Origin of the sequence: Nonomuraea sp. NPDC049141, from assembly GCF_040648415.1 — a bacterium.
Taxonomy (GTDB): Bacteria; Actinomycetota; Actinomycetes; order Streptosporangiales; family Streptosporangiaceae; genus Nonomuraea.
Genome location: NZ_JBEZDR010000012.1, coordinates 87,702 through 102,125, shown reverse-complemented (window position 1 = coordinate 102,125; position 14,424 = coordinate 87,702). Strand labels below are relative to the sequence as shown.

At 69.5% G+C, this 14,424-nt stretch carries 17 protein-coding genes; 10 read left to right on the top strand and 7 right to left on the bottom strand.

Annotated features, from left to right (window positions below):
- The first annotated feature begins 202 nt into the window (after nucleotides 1-202).
- Nucleotides 203-943: an ABC transporter ATP-binding protein gene (locus AB0B91_RS33825; protein ID WP_358328133.1), complete on the top strand. Its 741-nt coding sequence runs from the start codon at nucleotides 203-205 to the stop codon at nucleotides 941-943.
- 5 nt (nucleotides 944-948) lie between these two features.
- Nucleotides 949-2,712: an FtsX-like permease family protein gene (locus AB0B91_RS33820; RefSeq protein WP_358328130.1), complete on the top strand. Its 1,764-nt coding sequence runs from the start codon at nucleotides 949-951 to the stop codon at nucleotides 2,710-2,712.
- 18 nt (nucleotides 2,713-2,730) lie between these two features.
- Here AB0B91_RS33820 and AB0B91_RS33815 read toward each other — a convergent pair whose 3' ends face one another.
- Nucleotides 2,731-3,570, bottom strand: coding sequence for an NAD(P)H-binding protein (locus AB0B91_RS33815; protein WP_358328127.1), 840 nt, complete (start codon nucleotides 3,568-3,570; stop codon nucleotides 2,731-2,733).
- 144 nt (nucleotides 3,571-3,714) lie between these two features.
- On the opposite strand from AB0B91_RS33815, the gene AB0B91_RS33810 reads away from it, so the two are divergent.
- The 3 genes from AB0B91_RS33810 to AB0B91_RS33800 are packed head-to-tail and all read left to right on the top strand — an operon-like array spanning nucleotide 3,715 to nucleotide 5,775.
- A complete protein-coding gene (locus AB0B91_RS33810) occupies nucleotides 3,715-4,524 on the top strand; it encodes an NAD(P)H-binding protein (protein WP_358328124.1) in 810 nt (269 codons plus the stop codon).
- Complete coding sequence (locus AB0B91_RS33805; protein ID WP_358328121.1) at nucleotides 4,521-4,904, top strand: TIGR03618 family F420-dependent PPOX class oxidoreductase; 384 nt, start codon at nucleotides 4,521-4,523, stop codon at nucleotides 4,902-4,904. Before AB0B91_RS33810 ends, AB0B91_RS33805 begins: the two co-directional genes overlap by 4 nt.
- Nucleotides 4,905-4,914: 10 nt before the next feature.
- Entirely contained in the window at nucleotides 4,915-5,775 is an 861-nt protein-coding gene (locus tag AB0B91_RS33800; protein ID WP_358328118.1) for a haloalkane dehalogenase, read from the top strand.
- 2 nt (nucleotides 5,776-5,777) lie between these two features.
- On the opposite strand, the gene AB0B91_RS33795 is transcribed toward AB0B91_RS33800, so the two are convergent.
- Entirely contained in the window at nucleotides 5,778-6,218 is a 441-nt protein-coding gene (locus AB0B91_RS33795) for a hypothetical protein (protein WP_358328115.1), read from the bottom strand.
- A gap of 187 nt (nucleotides 6,219-6,405) precedes the next feature.
- Here AB0B91_RS33795 and AB0B91_RS33790 point away from each other — a divergent pair, with 187 nt between their 5' ends.
- Complete coding sequence (locus AB0B91_RS33790; RefSeq protein ID WP_358328112.1) at nucleotides 6,406-6,936, top strand: PadR family transcriptional regulator; 531 nt, start codon at nucleotides 6,406-6,408, stop codon at nucleotides 6,934-6,936.
- Nucleotides 6,937-7,035: 99 nt separating this feature from the next.
- A complete protein-coding gene (locus AB0B91_RS33785) occupies nucleotides 7,036-7,467 on the top strand; it encodes a nitroreductase family deazaflavin-dependent oxidoreductase (RefSeq protein ID WP_358328110.1) in 432 nt (143 codons plus the stop codon).
- 6 nt (nucleotides 7,468-7,473) lie between these two features.
- Here the strand turns inward: AB0B91_RS33785 and AB0B91_RS33780 are convergent, their stop codons facing one another.
- On the bottom strand, nucleotides 7,474-8,211 hold the full coding sequence (locus tag AB0B91_RS33780) for a hypothetical protein (protein WP_358328107.1): 738 nt from the start codon (nucleotides 8,209-8,211) through the stop codon (nucleotides 7,474-7,476).
- Nucleotides 8,212-8,305: 94 nt separating this feature from the next.
- On the opposite strand from AB0B91_RS33780, the gene AB0B91_RS33775 reads away from it, so the two are divergent.
- Nucleotides 8,306-8,641, top strand: coding sequence for a hypothetical protein (locus AB0B91_RS33775; protein ID WP_358328104.1), 336 nt, complete (start codon nucleotides 8,306-8,308; stop codon nucleotides 8,639-8,641).
- A gap of 33 nt (nucleotides 8,642-8,674) precedes the next feature.
- Here the strand turns inward: AB0B91_RS33775 and AB0B91_RS33770 are convergent, their stop codons facing one another.
- Complete coding sequence (locus AB0B91_RS33770; protein WP_358328101.1) at nucleotides 8,675-9,595, bottom strand: RNA polymerase sigma-70 factor; 921 nt, start codon at nucleotides 9,593-9,595, stop codon at nucleotides 8,675-8,677.
- A gap of 12 nt (nucleotides 9,596-9,607) precedes the next feature.
- Between AB0B91_RS33770 and AB0B91_RS33765 the strand changes: the two genes are divergently transcribed.
- Nucleotides 9,608-10,426: an SDR family NAD(P)-dependent oxidoreductase gene (locus AB0B91_RS33765; RefSeq protein ID WP_358328099.1), complete on the top strand. Its 819-nt coding sequence runs from the start codon at nucleotides 9,608-9,610 to the stop codon at nucleotides 10,424-10,426.
- A gap of 19 nt (nucleotides 10,427-10,445) precedes the next feature.
- On the opposite strand, the gene AB0B91_RS33760 is transcribed toward AB0B91_RS33765, so the two are convergent.
- Complete coding sequence (locus tag AB0B91_RS33760; RefSeq protein WP_358328096.1) at nucleotides 10,446-11,432, bottom strand: NAD-dependent epimerase/dehydratase family protein; 987 nt, start codon at nucleotides 11,430-11,432, stop codon at nucleotides 10,446-10,448.
- Nucleotides 11,433-11,568: 136 nt separating this feature from the next.
- Here AB0B91_RS33760 and AB0B91_RS33755 point away from each other — a divergent pair, with 136 nt between their 5' ends.
- Nucleotides 11,569-13,020 carry a protein kinase gene (locus AB0B91_RS33755; RefSeq protein ID WP_358328093.1) on the top strand — a complete coding sequence of 484 codons (1,452 nt, stop codon included), beginning with the start codon at nucleotides 11,569-11,571 and terminating at the stop codon, nucleotides 13,018-13,020.
- 29 nt (nucleotides 13,021-13,049) lie between these two features.
- Here the strand turns inward: AB0B91_RS33755 and AB0B91_RS33750 are convergent, their stop codons facing one another.
- Nucleotides 13,050-13,520 carry a MarR family transcriptional regulator gene (locus AB0B91_RS33750; RefSeq protein ID WP_358328090.1) on the bottom strand — a complete coding sequence of 157 codons (471 nt, stop codon included), beginning with the start codon at nucleotides 13,518-13,520 and terminating at the stop codon, nucleotides 13,050-13,052.
- A gap of 50 nt (nucleotides 13,521-13,570) precedes the next feature.
- Nucleotides 13,571-14,404 (bottom strand): helix-turn-helix transcriptional regulator, encoded by an 834-nt coding sequence (locus AB0B91_RS33745; protein ID WP_358328087.1) that lies wholly within the window; start codon nucleotides 14,402-14,404, stop codon nucleotides 13,571-13,573.
- Nucleotides 14,405-14,424 lie beyond the last annotated feature (20 nt).

The window sequence follows — 14,424 nt, the reverse complement described above, 5'->3', positions numbered from 1 at the left end:
ACCAGCGCTCCTTGCGCTCGAACAACCGGTCTCCACCTGCCCGGAAAACGACAAACAAACACATGATCGGAAAAAACCGACAGATTTGACGTAAAGGGCGGCCCGAAATGGGCCGGTCAGGTATTCGCGTGGAGGGATGTGGCGTTTGACACCTCTTGTGGCTAACCGCTATCTATTGGCTAACCGTTAGGGGGGAGGGTGCATGGCCGAGTCGAGTGCTGTGGTGCGGGTCCGCAGCCTGGTAAAGGAGCATGGTCAGGGGCAGAGCCGGATCCGCGCGGTTGACGAGGTCGACCTGGACGTGCCCGAAGGGGAGATGCTGGCGGTGATGGGGCCCAGCGGCTGCGGGAAATCCACCCTGCTGCATCTGCTGGGCGGGCTGGAGCGGCCCAACGGTGGGGAGATCTGGCTGGCCGGCCGACGCATCGACACCCTGAGCGAGCGGGCTCTGGCTCAACTGCGGCGCCGGTCGGTGGGATTCATCTTCCAGGCCTTCCATCTGATGGAGGAGCTGTCGGCGGCGGAGAACGTGGAGCTGCCCGCGCTGCTGGCCGGGAGTTCACCACGCGAGGCCAGGCGGCGCGGGCGCCTCCTGCTGGACCGGGTCGGGCTCGCCGGCCGCGCCCGGCATCTGCCTTCGGAGCTGTCCGGCGGGCAGCGTCAGCGTGTCGCCATCGCCCGCGCCCTGATCAACGAGCCGCTGCTCATGCTGGCCGACGAGCCGACCGGCAACCTCGACACCGCGGCGACCCGCGACATGCTGAGCATCTTCGACGAACTGCGCTCCGCCGGGCAGACTCTCATGATCGTCACGCACGACGAGCGGGTCGCGGCCATCGCGGATCGGCTGATCTCCATGCGCGACGGGATGTTCGTCGATGACACCCGGATGGCCGGTGGCACCACGGGGTGGCTCGGCGGTCTGATCGGGCTGGAGGGCTGACTGCCGTGGGCCGCGCCGTACTCGTCGCCCGCCTCGTCATCGCCGACATCCGCCGGCACGGGGTCCAGTCCGCGATGCTCCTGCTCTCGATAACCGCCGCCACCGCGGCTCTGGCCCTGGGGCTGTCGCTGAGCGGGGTGACCGAGGCGATGTACCACCAGACTCGGCAGGCCACGGGCGGCCCGGACCTGGTGGCGGTGTCCGCAGGCTCCGACCTCTCGGCTCTGGCGTCGTTGAAGGACGATCCCGAGGTCTCCGCCCACAACGGGCCGTACCGCATCGTGTACGCATCGCTCACCGCGGGTGACGTCAAGGCGGGTGCGGTAGTGCACGTCGCCAGCGCGAAACCGGGGCCGGTGAACCGCCCGTTGGTGACCTCGGGCGGTTGGGTACACGGCGGAGCCGTGGTGGTCGAACGCGGCTTCGCCGCCGCTCTCGGCGTCCACGTCGGTGACCGCGTCACCATCTCCGGCCGGACGTTCACCATCGCCGGGATCGCCGTCACCGCGGCCGTCCCCGTCTATCCGTGGGCGCAGTTGAACGGCCCGGGCGGCGGGCCGACCGACTACAGCGGTCTGGTCTGGCTGGCCGAACGTGATGCCCGGGCAGTGGCATCACGAGACCTCCCGGTGACCACCGCCCTGGACCTGAAGCTACGCGACCCCGAGGCGACCTCGGCGTTCGTGGACTCCTACCGGGACCCGGCTTTCCCGGTGAACTTCTTCACCTGGCAGTTCATGATCGAGCAGGATTCGCACATGCTCAGGACCAGCCAGCCGATCCTGGTCGTCGGCAGTTGGCTGCTCGGCTTCCTGGCCATCACCGGTGTGGCCGCACTGGCGGCCGGACGTGCCGCCAAGCAGACGCGGCGGGTCGGACTGCTCAAAGCCGTCGGCGCGACGCCAGGACTGGTCGCCGTCGTCCTGCTCACCGAATATCTGACCCTGGCGCTCCTGGCCGACGCCCTGGGACTCGTGGTCGCCCGCCTGGCCGCGCCCGCCGTCTCCAACCCCACCGCCAGCCTGATCTCCGCCGCCTCCGGGCCGACCCGCGGCACGATCATCGCGACGACCGTCTTCGCCCTGCTGGTGGCGGCGCTGTCCACGCTCGGTCCCACCGTACGGGCCCTGCGCACCGCGACCGTCCCCGCGCTGGCCGACATCGCCCAGCGTCCGCGCCGCCGGGCCCTGTCGACCCCACTGTCCGCGTGGCTGCCCACTCCGGTCATGCTCGGGCTGCGCCTGATCGCCCGCCGACCGGGCCGCGCCGTGCTGCACGCGTGCGGCACCGCCACCACCGTCACCATGCTCACCGCGGGGCTGACCTTGAATGCCCAGCCCTCGAAGGGGTACGGCCCCACGCTGAGCAACCTGCGAGACGATCAAGCACGCGAGCTGCTGCTGGCGGTCACCGCCGTCCTGATCGCACTCGCCGCGGTGAACATCATCACGCTCACCTGGACCCTGGCGGTGGAGGCCAGGGTGAACATGGCGATCACCCGTGCGCTCGGCGCCACCCCCGGGCAGGTCTCAGCCGGGCTGGCCGTCGCCCAGCTGCTGCCCGCCCTGCCCGGCGCTGTCGTCGGAGCGCCCATGGGCATCGTCCTGTACTGGGCCTTCAGCGTCGGAGAGCTGGTCCTGCCGTCCATCGGGTGGGTCCTCGCGGCCGCACTCGCGACCCTCCTGGCGACGGTGGCCCTCGCCTCCGTACCCGCACGCTTCGCGGCCCGCCGTCCCGTGGCACAGACCCTCAGCGCCGACGCGGCCTGACCGACCGGCCGGCCCTGCTCAGCGAAAGTCGCCGGCGTGGTCGGTGGCCCATTCGCGGAACGTACGTGCCGGCGCTCCGGTGATCTCTTCCACCGTGGAGGTGATCAATCCGGAGTGAGGTCGCGTTTCGGCGCTGGCCAGCAGGGCCTCTACCAGGGCAGGAGGCCGACCGTCCGCGAGCAGCTGCTTTCGCGCGGCTTCCAGGGGCACCTCCTCGAAGCGCAACGGGCGGCCGATCGCCTCCCCGATCGCGTGTACCTGCTGGGCCCTGCTCACCACCTGCGGACCGGTCAGCACGTACGTCGCACGCTCATGTCCCTCGTCGATCAGCACCCGTGCCGCCACCGCCGCGATGTCCCTCGGGTCGATCACCGCGGTGGCGGCGATGTCGGGACCCCGGACGACTCCCACGCTCCGGATCTGTTCGGCCCAGCCGCGCGCGTTGGAGGCGATCGTGTTCGACCGCAGGGTGGTCCACCGCAGGCCGGACTGCTCGATCAGGCGCTCCATATCGGCGTGGAGCTGGTTGATCGGGTCGGTCTGCCGTTCGGCCTCGTCATTCACGCCCGACGACGACAGGTAGACGACGCGGCGGGCATGGGCGGCGATCACGTCGAGGACGGCCGGGGCGCCTTCGATGGTGAGGAAGGGCCAGATCAGGAACACCGTCTCGATCTCCGCCAGCGCGCGCTCCAGTGTGCCCGGCCTGGCCAGGTCTCCTTCGACTGCCTCGGCCCGTTCTGGGGGTCGCTGGGCGTCTCTCACCAGCGCGCGCACAGGGGTGCCGGTGGACACGAGCTGGGCAACAACCTGCCGACCGACATTGCCGGTCGCGCCGGTCACAAGGATCCTGTTCACGCCCAGGCCAGCCTGATCGTGTACGGAAATATTCCGATCTTTATCTGAGTCAGTCATCCAACTAACTATCGACAAGCGTCGCGCGGACCCGCTATGGTTCTTCTCAGTCAGCCAACTAACTGACTAACTTTCTGAGGAGCAATCATGATCGTTGTCACCGGCGCCACGGGTAACGTCGGGCGCGAGCTCGTCAACACGCTCGCCGCCGCAGGGGAACAGGTCACGGCAGTGTCCCGCCAGCCGGCCGAGTTCGCCGAGGGAGTACGGCACAGCCAGGGCGACCTGAACGACCCCGCGAGCCTCCGCCCCGCGCTGGACGGCGCCGACGCGCTCTTCCTGCTCGTCGCCGGAGACGACCCGCACGGGATCCTGAAGGAGGCCGCGAACGTCAAGCGGATCGTCCTGCTGTCCTCGCAGGGAGCGGGCACCCGTCCCGAGGTCTACCGGCACCCGGCCCTGTTCGAGCAGGTCGTACGCGAGTCGGGGCTGGACTTCACGATCCTGCGGCCGGGCGGCTTCGCCTCCAACGCCTATGCCTGGGCCGAATCCGTCCGTACTCGGCGTACCGCCGCCGCGCCCTTCGGGGACGTCGGGCTACCGACCATCGACCCGGCCGACATCGCCGAGGTCGCGGCCGCGGTTCTGCGTGAGTCCGGGCACTCCGGGCGTACCTATGAACTGACCGGACCCGTGCTCGTCACCCCGCGCGAGCGGGCGGCGGCGATCGGCCGGGCACTCGGCGAGCCCGTGCGGTTCGTGGAGCAGACCCGCGATGAGGCGCGCGCGCAGATGCTCCAGGTGATGCCCGAGCCCGTCGTCGAGGGCACGCTGGCCATCCTCGGCGCGCCGACCGCGGGTGAGCAGGCCGTCAGCCCCGACGTCGAGCGCATCCTCGGGCGTGCGCCGCGCACCTTCGACGAGTGGGCCGCGCGCAACCTCCCCGCCTTCCGGTGAACCCGATCCTTGAGCGCTTCCTCGCCGAGCCTCAGGTGGCCACCCTGACCACCTTGCGTCCCGACGGCTCGCCTCATGTGGTCGCGGTGCGCTTCACCTGGGACGGCGAGGCGGGGCTGGCCCGGGTCCTGACCATCGGCACCACCAGAAAGGCCAGAAACCTCATCGCCGGGCCGGGCGGGCGCGTGGCGCTCTGCCAGGCGGTGGGGTTCCGGTGGGTGACGCTCGAGGGCGTCGCCACCGTGCACGACGACACCAAGCGGGTGGCCGAGGGCGTACGTCATTACCTCGCGCGCTATGGGACGCCGCCCCCGAATCCGCCCGGTCGCGTGGTCATCGAGATCGCGGTCGACCGCATCACCCAGCTCAACCTTCGATAAGGAGTAGATCATGCCTGTTCAGCACGTTCTTGACTCGACCATGCACTACCGGGAGTCCGGCGCCGGGGCGCCGATCGTCTTCCTGCACGGCAACCCGACCTCGTCCTACCTGTGGCGTGATGTGATGCCGGCCGTGGGATCCGGACGGCTCCTGGCCCCCGACCTCATCGGCATGGGCGACTCGGGCAAACCGGATATCGCCTACACCTTCGCCGACCAGGCCCGTTACCTGGACGCCTGGTTCGACGCGCTGGACCTCCAGGACGTGGTGCTGGTGGGGCATGACTGGGGTGGCGCCCTGGCCTTCGACTGGGCCACGCGCCACCCGGATCGGGTGCGCGGCATCGCATTCACCGAGACCATCGTCAAGCCGATGGCCTGGGAGGAGTTCCCGGAGGGCGGCCGTGAGCTGTTCCGGGCGATCAAGACCGAGGGGGTCGGCGAGGGCATGATCCTCGATGACAACGCCTTCATCGAGCAGGGCCTGCCGGGCACCACGGCCACCCCGATCTCCCAGGGGGACCTCGACGTCTATCGCAAGCCGTATCCGACGCGCGAAAGCAGGCTGCCGCTCCTGCAGTGGCCGCGCGCCATGCCGCTGGGCGGCGAGCCCGCCGACGTCGTGGCCAGGATCGAGACGTACGACCGGTGGCTGGCGGCCAGTGCGGACGTGCCCAAGCTGCTGCTCACGTTCGCCCCCGGTCCGGGGGCGATGATGCACGAAGGCCTCGTCGCGTGGTGCGCGGCCAACATGGCCGGCCTGGAGATCGAACACTCCGAGGCCGTCGCCGGGCACCACACACCAGAGGACCACCCTGTCGCGATCGCCACGGCCATCTCGGCGTGGGCGGACAGACACCACCTTCGTTGACGTCAGTCAGGCAGGAGCGCGGCGGCCAGAAGGTAGAACGCGAGCAACGAGGCGACGGACAGGACGAGCGTTGGCCGGGCGATTCGGGTCCTGGCCAACCAGGCCGCAGCCGGATACGAGATCACGCCGCTGAAAAAGATGAGAAGGACGGAGTCGCCGAACGAGGTACGCAACCGCGCTTCGGCGAACTGCCAGATCGCCATCAGGAGGAGCGCGGCCAGAGCGGCGGCGGGCAAGGACGGTCGTACGCGCAGGAGGTACAGCAGCGGCCAGGCCAGGACGATCACGACCCAGCGCCCGACCTCCCACGCGTGCACGAGCAGGCCGAGACACCCGGTGTACTCCCCGCAATACGGGGAGTCAGGGAAGAGCGTGATCGTCAGCACGGTCCCCGCGATGAGACCGACAGTGAGGATGATCCCCACCGCCCAGGCCAAGACCATCTGCCTACCAGGTCTCTCACCTGGCAGGGATAAATCCGGTAGTGATTCGATCATCTGCGAATGGTGACACGCGGGGCGCCACCTGGCCACACCAGGGCTTCCGCAGCAGAACGAGTTGGGAACCCGTCTAGCCTGGATCGGGCGCGCGGTCACGCGGTGGGGCCGCGTTCGGCGAATGAGGGAGACGATGTCGGCGACGCGACTGCTGGTCCTGGGCGTGGTACGGCGGCTCAGCCAGGCACACGGCTATCTCGTCGGCGCCGAACTGGAGTCGTGGGAGGCCGGGCAGTGGGCAGGGCTCAGGTCGGGATCGATCTACCACGCCCTCCGCCAACTGGCCAAGGACGGACTGCTGGACGCCACCGAGGTGCACGAATGGCCGGGCCGTGTCGACTACGCCATCAACGACAAGGGTGAGTCGGAGTTCCTGCGGCTGCTTCGGACCGCTTTGAGCGTGCCCGACCGGCGTCCGGAGATGTTCGACGCGGCCATCGCGCTGCTGCCGGCACTGCCGAAAGAGGAAGCGATCGCGCTGCTCAAGGAGCGGTTGCGCGCCATGGAAGACGAGCGGGCGCGGATCGAGGCCGTGATGCGCGAGAGTCCGAGGCCGGGACACCTGACGGAGCTGTTCGACCTGCGCGCGAAGCAGGCCGCGGGCGACGCGACATGGACTCGGGGGCTGATCGTCCGGCTCGAACGGGGTGAGGTGCCGGCCTGACCGGTCGCCCGCCGGTTTGACGGTGAGAGGGCGGGTGGGCCATAGTTCGATACCCAAATTTGGTTAACCAAATTTGGTTATCCCTTGCGAAGGAGCCCGATGAGCCAGGAGCCGATCGACAGCCCGACCAAGTGGGTCGCCGGCCACGTCAAGAAATACGTCGAGTCCGGGGGCGCCCGTGGCCACCTCTTTCATGGCGCGCCGACCCTGCTGATCACCACGACCGGCCGCCGCTCGGGACTCCCCCGCCGTACCGCGCTCATCTACGGCCGCGACGGCGAGCACTACCTCGTGGTCGCCTCCAACGGAGGCGCCGCCGACCATCCGCTCTGGTTTCACAACCTGCTTGCGGAACCGCGGGTCCGGGTGCAGGTCGGCGCCGACGTGTTCGACGCGGTGGCCCGCCCGGCGACCGCCGACGAGCGACCCCGCCTGTGGGAGACCATGACCGGAGTATGGCCGCAGTACGCGGGCTATCAGCGGAAGGCGCCGAGGGAGATCCCGGTCGTGGTCATCGAGTCCAGCCCGTGACGATCTTCACCAAGCGGCGCGTGGCGGATCACCCTCACCCGGGTGCTCCTTCACCGCGATGGGCACCGAGGTGGTCGAGCCATCGTTGAGATCCACTCGAAAGGCTCGCCATTGGTGGACGTACATCAGGTGTCGGCCGGTTCCGTCGAGGCTGAAATGGAGGCTCAGCGACGCGTCGGAGGGCAGCGTCAATCGCGCGAGGACCCGCGGTTCCTGCCGGCCGTCGACCGGCACTCGCTCGATGGTGTGCGCGGCCGAGTAGATCAAGGCGCTGCCATCGGGTGTGTACGCCACGGAGTCCAGCAGTGGCAGGCCTTCCTTTTGCTTGACGAAACTGGTGGCGGCCATCAGGTCGGATTCCGGCCTGGCGAGGTCGAGGATGCCGATGGTCCTCATACCGCCCACCCAGGCGAGCCGTCGGCCATCCGGCGCCCAGGCCAGGCCGCCCACCATTGACTGCGCGCGAGCGCTCCAGTCGCGGCGCCGCCCGGTGGCGAGATCGAGGATGGAGATCTTGGCCCCACCGCCGATGAGCGCAGTGGCATAGGCCAGCCTGGTGGCGTCCGCGCTCAGGGCGGCAGCGTCGATCGCGACCGCGTCCTCGATCTCAAGCTTCGGAACGGGTATCGGATCGCCCGGTTGCCCATCATCGGCAAGGCGGACGCGGAAGAACCGGAAGGGCTCGTCGTCCTCCCCGGTCCAGCCGGCCAGCACGAACGTCCGGTTGTCCGGTGCGGCGGCCACGACGTGCCAGGAGGAACGCACTCCCTGCGGAAGCGGGATGGTCGCCACGAATGCTCCGGTGGTGGCGTCGTGCACGGCGGGCCGTACCGGAGTCATGATCGCTGTCTTGGACCTGTCCGGGAAGTACGCGAGCGGGGTTCTCGCGGTGACGAAGAAGCGCGGTGGACCGGTCGCGGGCAGGGGCGCAGCGGTCGCCATGGGGGCGGCCAGGGAGGTCGCCATCGGACGCGGCGACGGAAGGGCCGCGGTGAGCGATGGCGGCGCGATCGGACCTGAGGGCATGGAAGGGGAGGGCCCCGACAGTGAGGGTACGGCTGTCGTCTCGCCCTTGAGCGAGACCCGATCGGCGGCCGGATCTCCACAGGCGCCGACCAGTGCGAGCATGAGCAGGGCCGTCATGGTGACGCGCGGGCGTAAGTGCATGAAGTGATCTTCTGCCCATTTGCCGACGCAACGCCAGAGGTCAGGTCGGTCGCCGGCGCGCCTGGTTCTTCTCGTGGATGACCGCGTGGGCGTCCGCGACGGGGCCCAGGTGCCCGAGCTTGTCGGGGTTGATCACCGAGCGGATGGTCTGGACGCGTCCGTCGATGATGTCGAGCGTCCAGGCGTTGACCACCCTGCCATCGCGGTCGCGAACGATCGCGCCCGGCTGGCCGTTCACCTCGTGTGCCTCCAGCACGGCACCGATCTGGGTGAGCGGAGGGATGTTGGCGGCCAGTACGCGGGCCACCCTCTCGACGCCGTAGACGGGGATCGTACCCCCGACCTTGCCGCCGCCGTCACTGACCAGTTGAGCGTCGGCGGCGAGGAGCTCGCGCAGCCCGTCGACGTCCCCTTCCTTGAGCGCGTCGAGGAACCGCCCGGCGAGTTCCTCGCGTTTCCCGCGGTCGGTCTCGAACCGGGGCCGGTCATCCCGCATGTGGCGGCGTGCCCGTGACGCGAGCTGGCGGCAGGCCGCCTCCGAACGCCCCACCGCCGACGCGACCTCGGGAAAGCCGAAGTCGAACACCTCTCGGAGCACGAAGACGGCGCGTTCGAGCGGGCTGAGTCGCTCCAGCAGCAGGAGTGCCGCCATCGACAGCGACTCGGTCAGCTCCGCGGCGCGTTCCGGGTCCTGGTAGGGGTCGGCGAGCAGCGGTTCGGGGAACCACGGCCCGATGTACTCCTCCCGGCGAACCCGGGCGGAGCGCAGCACGTCGATCGAGATCCTGGTGACCGTCGTCGAGAGGAAGGGCCTGGTGGATCGCGGTTGCGTCGAGGCCGTCGCGTAACGCAGCCAGGTCTCCTGGACGGCGTCCTCGGCCTCGGTCACGCTGCCCAGGATCCGGTAGGAGATCGAGAACAGCAGCGGCCGCAATGCCTCGAATTCCTGCTCTCGCGTCATCCTCACCCGTCCTTGAAGCCCCGGCGGCACGAGGGTAGCGCAGCCGCACCGTGTCACAACCGAACGGGGCACCTCGTCATAGAGGGCATGACAAACGCGGAACAGACCTCGGTGCTGATCACCGGAGGCAACAAGGGACTCGGCTTCGAGGCGGCGCGGCGGCTCGGGGAACAGGGTTGGACGATCTTTCTCGGCTCGCGCGACGAAGGTCGAGGCCGGGCGGCTGCCGACAAATTGGCCGACGGCGGCGCGAACGTGGTCATGGTCCCGCTGGACGTGACCTCGGACGAGTCCGTGAGCGAGGCCGTACGGCTCGTCCGGAAGCACACCGACCGGCTGGATGTGTTGATCAACAACGCCGGCGCGCCAGGAAAGGCCGTCGCGCCGGCAGAGGCGACGGTCGATGACATTCATTCCGTCTACGACACCAACGTGTACGGACCGATCAGGGTCACGCACGCGTTCCTCCCCTTGCTGCAGGCGGCGGACAATCCGCGGGTGGTGATGGTGTCCAGCGCGGTCGGCACCTTCGCGGTCGTGACCGATCCGGAGCAGCCCGCCTCGAAAATGCACGAACTCGCCTACAGCTCATCGAAAGCGGCGCTGAACATGATCACCGTTCGGTACGCCCAGGCGCTCCCGAAGATCAAATTCAATCTCGTCACTCCCGGAGAAGTCGCCAACCGCACCTTCGCCGCCACCGACATGAACCATCACACCGGCCAGCTGACGGTCACCGAGGGCACCGACCCGATCGTCAAACTCGCGATGATCGACGCCGACGGGCCGAGCGGGATCTTCCTCGATCGCCTTGGCCCCATTGCGTGGTGATCGGCTGAGCAGGAGGCCGTCAGCCAAGAGCGTCGAGCAGTTCGCGCTCGCGCTCGGCGCTCAGCCCGGCGCGTCTTGGCCGGTCGAGACCCTGCTCTCGTTCCCAGAGCAGGGTGTCGGCCAGCAGCTCCGCCCGCGGCCGATGACGCAGCCCCGCCGCGCGCGCCGCAGCGCCGCTCCGGGCCGACCACCCTTCCCAACCCGGCTCGACCAACCACATCGGCAGTGACTCGGCCCCCATGTACTCGGCCACACCGTTCGCGAGCAGCCATGCCGAGTCGGCGGTGACCATCGAACCGGTGTGCCCACCGATGCCCCGGGACAGCTCGATCCACTCCCCGAACGACACGACCGGACCGACGGCGTCGTACGTGCCGATGGTCCCCGCCTCCGCGGCGTCGAGCAGCCAGGCGGCGAGGTCCCGGACGTCGACCGCCTGCGTCGGCCTGACCGGCACGTCGGGAACCAGCATCGGCCCGTGCGGATCGCGTGCGGCACGGGCCACCCAGTAACCGGAGCGTCCGCTGTGATCGCCCGGGCCGCCGATGAGACCCGCGCGTGCGATGAGGAGCCGGTCGCCCACGACGGCCGCCGACGCCTGCTCGCAGGCGACCTTCGCCTCGCCGTACGCCTCCCGGTCGACCTCGCTCCGGTCGGTCGGAGCCAGCAGGGCCGTGGACTCGTCCGCGTCCAGCACGGCATGAGAGGCGTAGGCGCTGACGGAGGAGACATAAGCCCAGTGCCTGGCCCTGCCGCCCAGTGCGTCAAGCGCCTCCCGGACGAATCCCGGCTGCCAGGACACCTCTATGACCGCATCCCATTCGCGGTCGAGCAGCGGTCCGTACGCCGAAGGATCGCGCCGGTCGGCGGCCACCAGCGTCGCCCCGTCCGCGACTTCCCCGCTTTCGCCGCGAGCCAGGCACGTCACCCGATGGCCACGCTCGATCGCCTGCCGCGACAGCTCCCTGCCCACCCAAGCCGTTCCGCCCAGAACCAATATCTCCATCCCGACACCCAAGCACCACGAACACCGATCGCCCAGACGGGTTCACCGACAGCGGACCCGGTTCACTGACAGCGGACCGGAGCACTCGTCAATAAGATCGTTGCTGTTTGTGATGATCTGGCGATCGGGAGCCTCGATGACCGACCCCGGCGGCTTCGGCCCCCTGACGATGGACGAGTGCGAGGCGATCGGCCCCTACCGGATCGTGGGCCGGATGGGCGCCGGGGGCATGGGGGTGGTCTACGCGGGGATCGCGGACGACGGCGCCCAGGTCGCGGTCAAGGTCATCCATCCGGGGTTAGCCGCCGATCCGCAGTTCCGCGACCGCTTCGTCCGGGAGGTCGATCTCCTGTCCCGGGTACGCGGGCGCTGCACGGTCTCGGTGCTGGCCTCCGACACCTCCGCGATGCCTCCCTGGCTGGCCACCGAGTTCGTCCCCGGCCCGACGCTCAGCACGTACGTACGGGACAACGCGCCGCTGGGGCCGGACGAGCTGCTCTCGTTCGGCGTGGACATCGCCGAGGCGCTCACCGACATCCACCGGGCCGGCATCGTGCACCGCGACCTCAAGCCCGGGAACGTGATCCTCTCCGCCTCCGGCGCGAAGGTCCTGGACTTCGGCATCGCCCGGGCCCTCGACGAGAGCGGGCTCACGGGCACCGGAGCGCTGATCGGGACACCCGGCTGGATCAGTCCCGAGCAGTACCGGGGCGACCAGGCGGACGCCGCCGCTGACGTCTTCGCCTGGGGCGCGCTGATGGCGTACGCCTCGACGGGCCGCCCGCCGTTCGGCACCGGAGCCCCCGACGTCCTCGCCTACCGCGTCATGAGCGTCGATCCCGACCTGTCCGGGGTTCCCGCGAGGATCCGCGACCTCGTACGGAGCGCGCTCGCCAAGGATCGGGCGGCCCGGCCCTCCACGAGCGAGTTGCTCGCCCGCGTCACCGCGCTCAGGGCGGGTGCCACGATCCCCCTGCCGCCGCCCGACAAGCGCCTGGTGGTGCCGCTGTGGTCGGCCGCGGCCGTCATAGCGGCGGTCGTCGCCGTCGGCGCGGTCTTCGTGGCGAACTCCGCCGGAACGCCAGAGGCACTCCAGAGCCCGAGCGACTCTCCCTCGTCCACGCACACGGAAACCCAGACGAGCGAGGACCCGGACGAGGCGACAACGGAGAGCGATACCCCCGAGGCAACACCCAGCACCCCCGACGAAACGCCGAGCACGAAGAAGACCCCAAAGGAGACGCCCACCACGAAGAAGGCGAGCGCGCGCCCGAGCCCTCGCCGCTCCGCCGCCGGCGTGCCGTGCGCGTCCGAGGCCTCGATCCTCCGGCAGGCCGCGGCACTGAACCAGGGCGGCCTGCCGGAGGACGCGGTGGTCGCGCGCAAACGGTGCGTGGGCTACTGGGTCGCGGCCAAGCTCGACTCCCCGAGTGTCGGCGGCGTCGACCTGATCGCGAAGCGGAACGCGGACCGATTCGTCAACGCCGAGATCGGCAGCAACTTCTGCTCACTGGAGAACGGCTCGGCACTCCTCGCGAACGCACCGGCCAGCATCAGAACCTTCCTCTGCCCCAACGGCTTCAGCTGAGTGGCTGAGGCTGCCCAAGCGACCCCTGTTCACCCTCGCTGCTGGATCAGGTGATCACACTCCTCGGTGGCGTCTTCGTAGCTGCTCAGCAGGAACGTGTGGATCGTCGCCAGCTGCTCGCCGGAGAAGGTGGCCATCAATCGGCGGCTGCGGGCATCGAGCCCCTCGTAGAACGAAGCGATTCGTTCGAGCCCCGGGGCCGAAGCCTCGACGAGTACGCGGCGGCGGTCCCGCGGGTCAGGTTGGCGCCGGACGTAGCCCGCCTTCTCCAGGCGGTCGATCATGTGCGTGACCGCGCCGGTAGTCCGCCCGAGCTGCGAACTGAGCGCGCCGGCCGTGGAGGCTCCCGCGCGGTTGAGTGCGTGCAGGCAGAGCAGGTCGGTCTGGGCGATGCCGAGGTGCTGGGCGATCAGGTCGTTCAGACGTCCGAGGGCACCGGCGAGGTCCGTCATGGAGGCGACGATCCGGTCCGCGAGGTCGTCGTGCGGTTTGACGGGCATGCGGGACTCCATTTACCTTCGCGGATCAGATACTTAGCGATGAAGCTAGATTACGACGAGCTCCCGAGTTTCCGCAGTGCCTGCTCAGATGCCGAGCCCGGCTCGGCGGCGAACAGGTCCAGCCCGCAGCACGCCGGCTCGTCGGGCAGCGCGACGAGCTCGCCGTGCAGGGTCAGCTCGCCCACGACCGGGTGGTGCAGCACGTACACCCGGGACCGGACCTGCGCGACCGGGTGCTCCGCCCATATCCGGGCGAAGTCCGCACTCAGCTCCCGCAGGTGGTCGATGTGCGCCGCGAGTCCGGGGTCCCCGCGATAGCGCCCGAGCAGGACGCGTAGATGCGCCACGTGCTCGCGTGCCGCCCGCTCCCAGCCGGTACGGTGCAGCTCACGCAGATAGGGCTCGGTGAACAGCAGGTGCGAGAGCGTGCGGCGGTCCGCCGGCAGCCGGGGGAAGTCACCGAACACCGCCACGGCGAGCTGGTTCCAGCCGACGATCTGGGTGTGCCGGCCGACCACCAGCGCCGGCGTGGTCACGAACGACTCCAGCAGGTGGCGCACGCCCACGGGCACATCCGACGAGGCCGCGGCCCCCGCGCACGCCTGGGGACGTCGTGCGATGCGATGCAGGTAGGCCAGTTCGTCCGTGTCCAGGCGCAGCGCCACGCCGATGGCGTCCAAGACCTCGTCGGAGACGCTGTCGCCTTTGCCCTGTTCCAGCCGCGTGTAGTGGGCGATGCTCACGCCCGCCAGCCGGGCCAGTTCCTCACGCCTCAGACCCGCGACCCGGCGCATTCCGCCGTAGTCGCGCAGCCCGACGTCCTCCGGGCGCAGGCGGGCACGGCGTGACTTGAGGAACCCGCTCAGCTCGGTCCTGTCGTCCACGCGCCAACCCTAGTGATCAC

Excerpts from the sequence above, each read along its gene's own strand:
- AB0B91_RS33825 (WP_358328133.1), top strand. The coding sequence starts at position 203 with ATGGCCGAGTCGAGTGCTGTGGTGCGGGTCCGCAGCCTGGTAAAGGAG.
- AB0B91_RS33810 (WP_358328124.1), top strand. The coding sequence starts at position 3,715 with ATGATCGTTGTCACCGGCGCCACGGGTAACGTCGGGCGCGAGCTCGTC.
- AB0B91_RS33800 (WP_358328118.1), top strand. The coding sequence starts at position 4,915 with ATGCCTGTTCAGCACGTTCTTGACTCGACCATGCACTACCGGGAGTCC.
- AB0B91_RS33795 (WP_358328115.1), bottom strand. The coding sequence starts at position 6,218 with ATGGTCTTGGCCTGGGCGGTGGGGATCATCCTCACTGTCGGTCTCATC.
- AB0B91_RS33790 (WP_358328112.1), top strand. The coding sequence starts at position 6,406 with ATGTCGGCGACGCGACTGCTGGTCCTGGGCGTGGTACGGCGGCTCAGC.
- AB0B91_RS33785 (WP_358328110.1), top strand. The coding sequence starts at position 7,036 with ATGAGCCAGGAGCCGATCGACAGCCCGACCAAGTGGGTCGCCGGCCAC.
- AB0B91_RS33775 (WP_358328104.1), top strand. The coding sequence starts at position 8,306 with ATGATCGCTGTCTTGGACCTGTCCGGGAAGTACGCGAGCGGGGTTCTC.
- AB0B91_RS33770 (WP_358328101.1), bottom strand. The coding sequence starts at position 9,595 with ATGACGCGAGAGCAGGAATTCGAGGCATTGCGGCCGCTGCTGTTCTCG.
- AB0B91_RS33760 (WP_358328096.1), bottom strand. The coding sequence starts at position 11,432 with ATGGAGATATTGGTTCTGGGCGGAACGGCTTGGGTGGGCAGGGAGCTG.
- AB0B91_RS33755 (WP_358328093.1), top strand. The coding sequence starts at position 11,569 with ATGACCGACCCCGGCGGCTTCGGCCCCCTGACGATGGACGAGTGCGAG.
- AB0B91_RS33750 (WP_358328090.1), bottom strand. The coding sequence starts at position 13,520 with ATGCCCGTCAAACCGCACGACGACCTCGCGGACCGGATCGTCGCCTCC.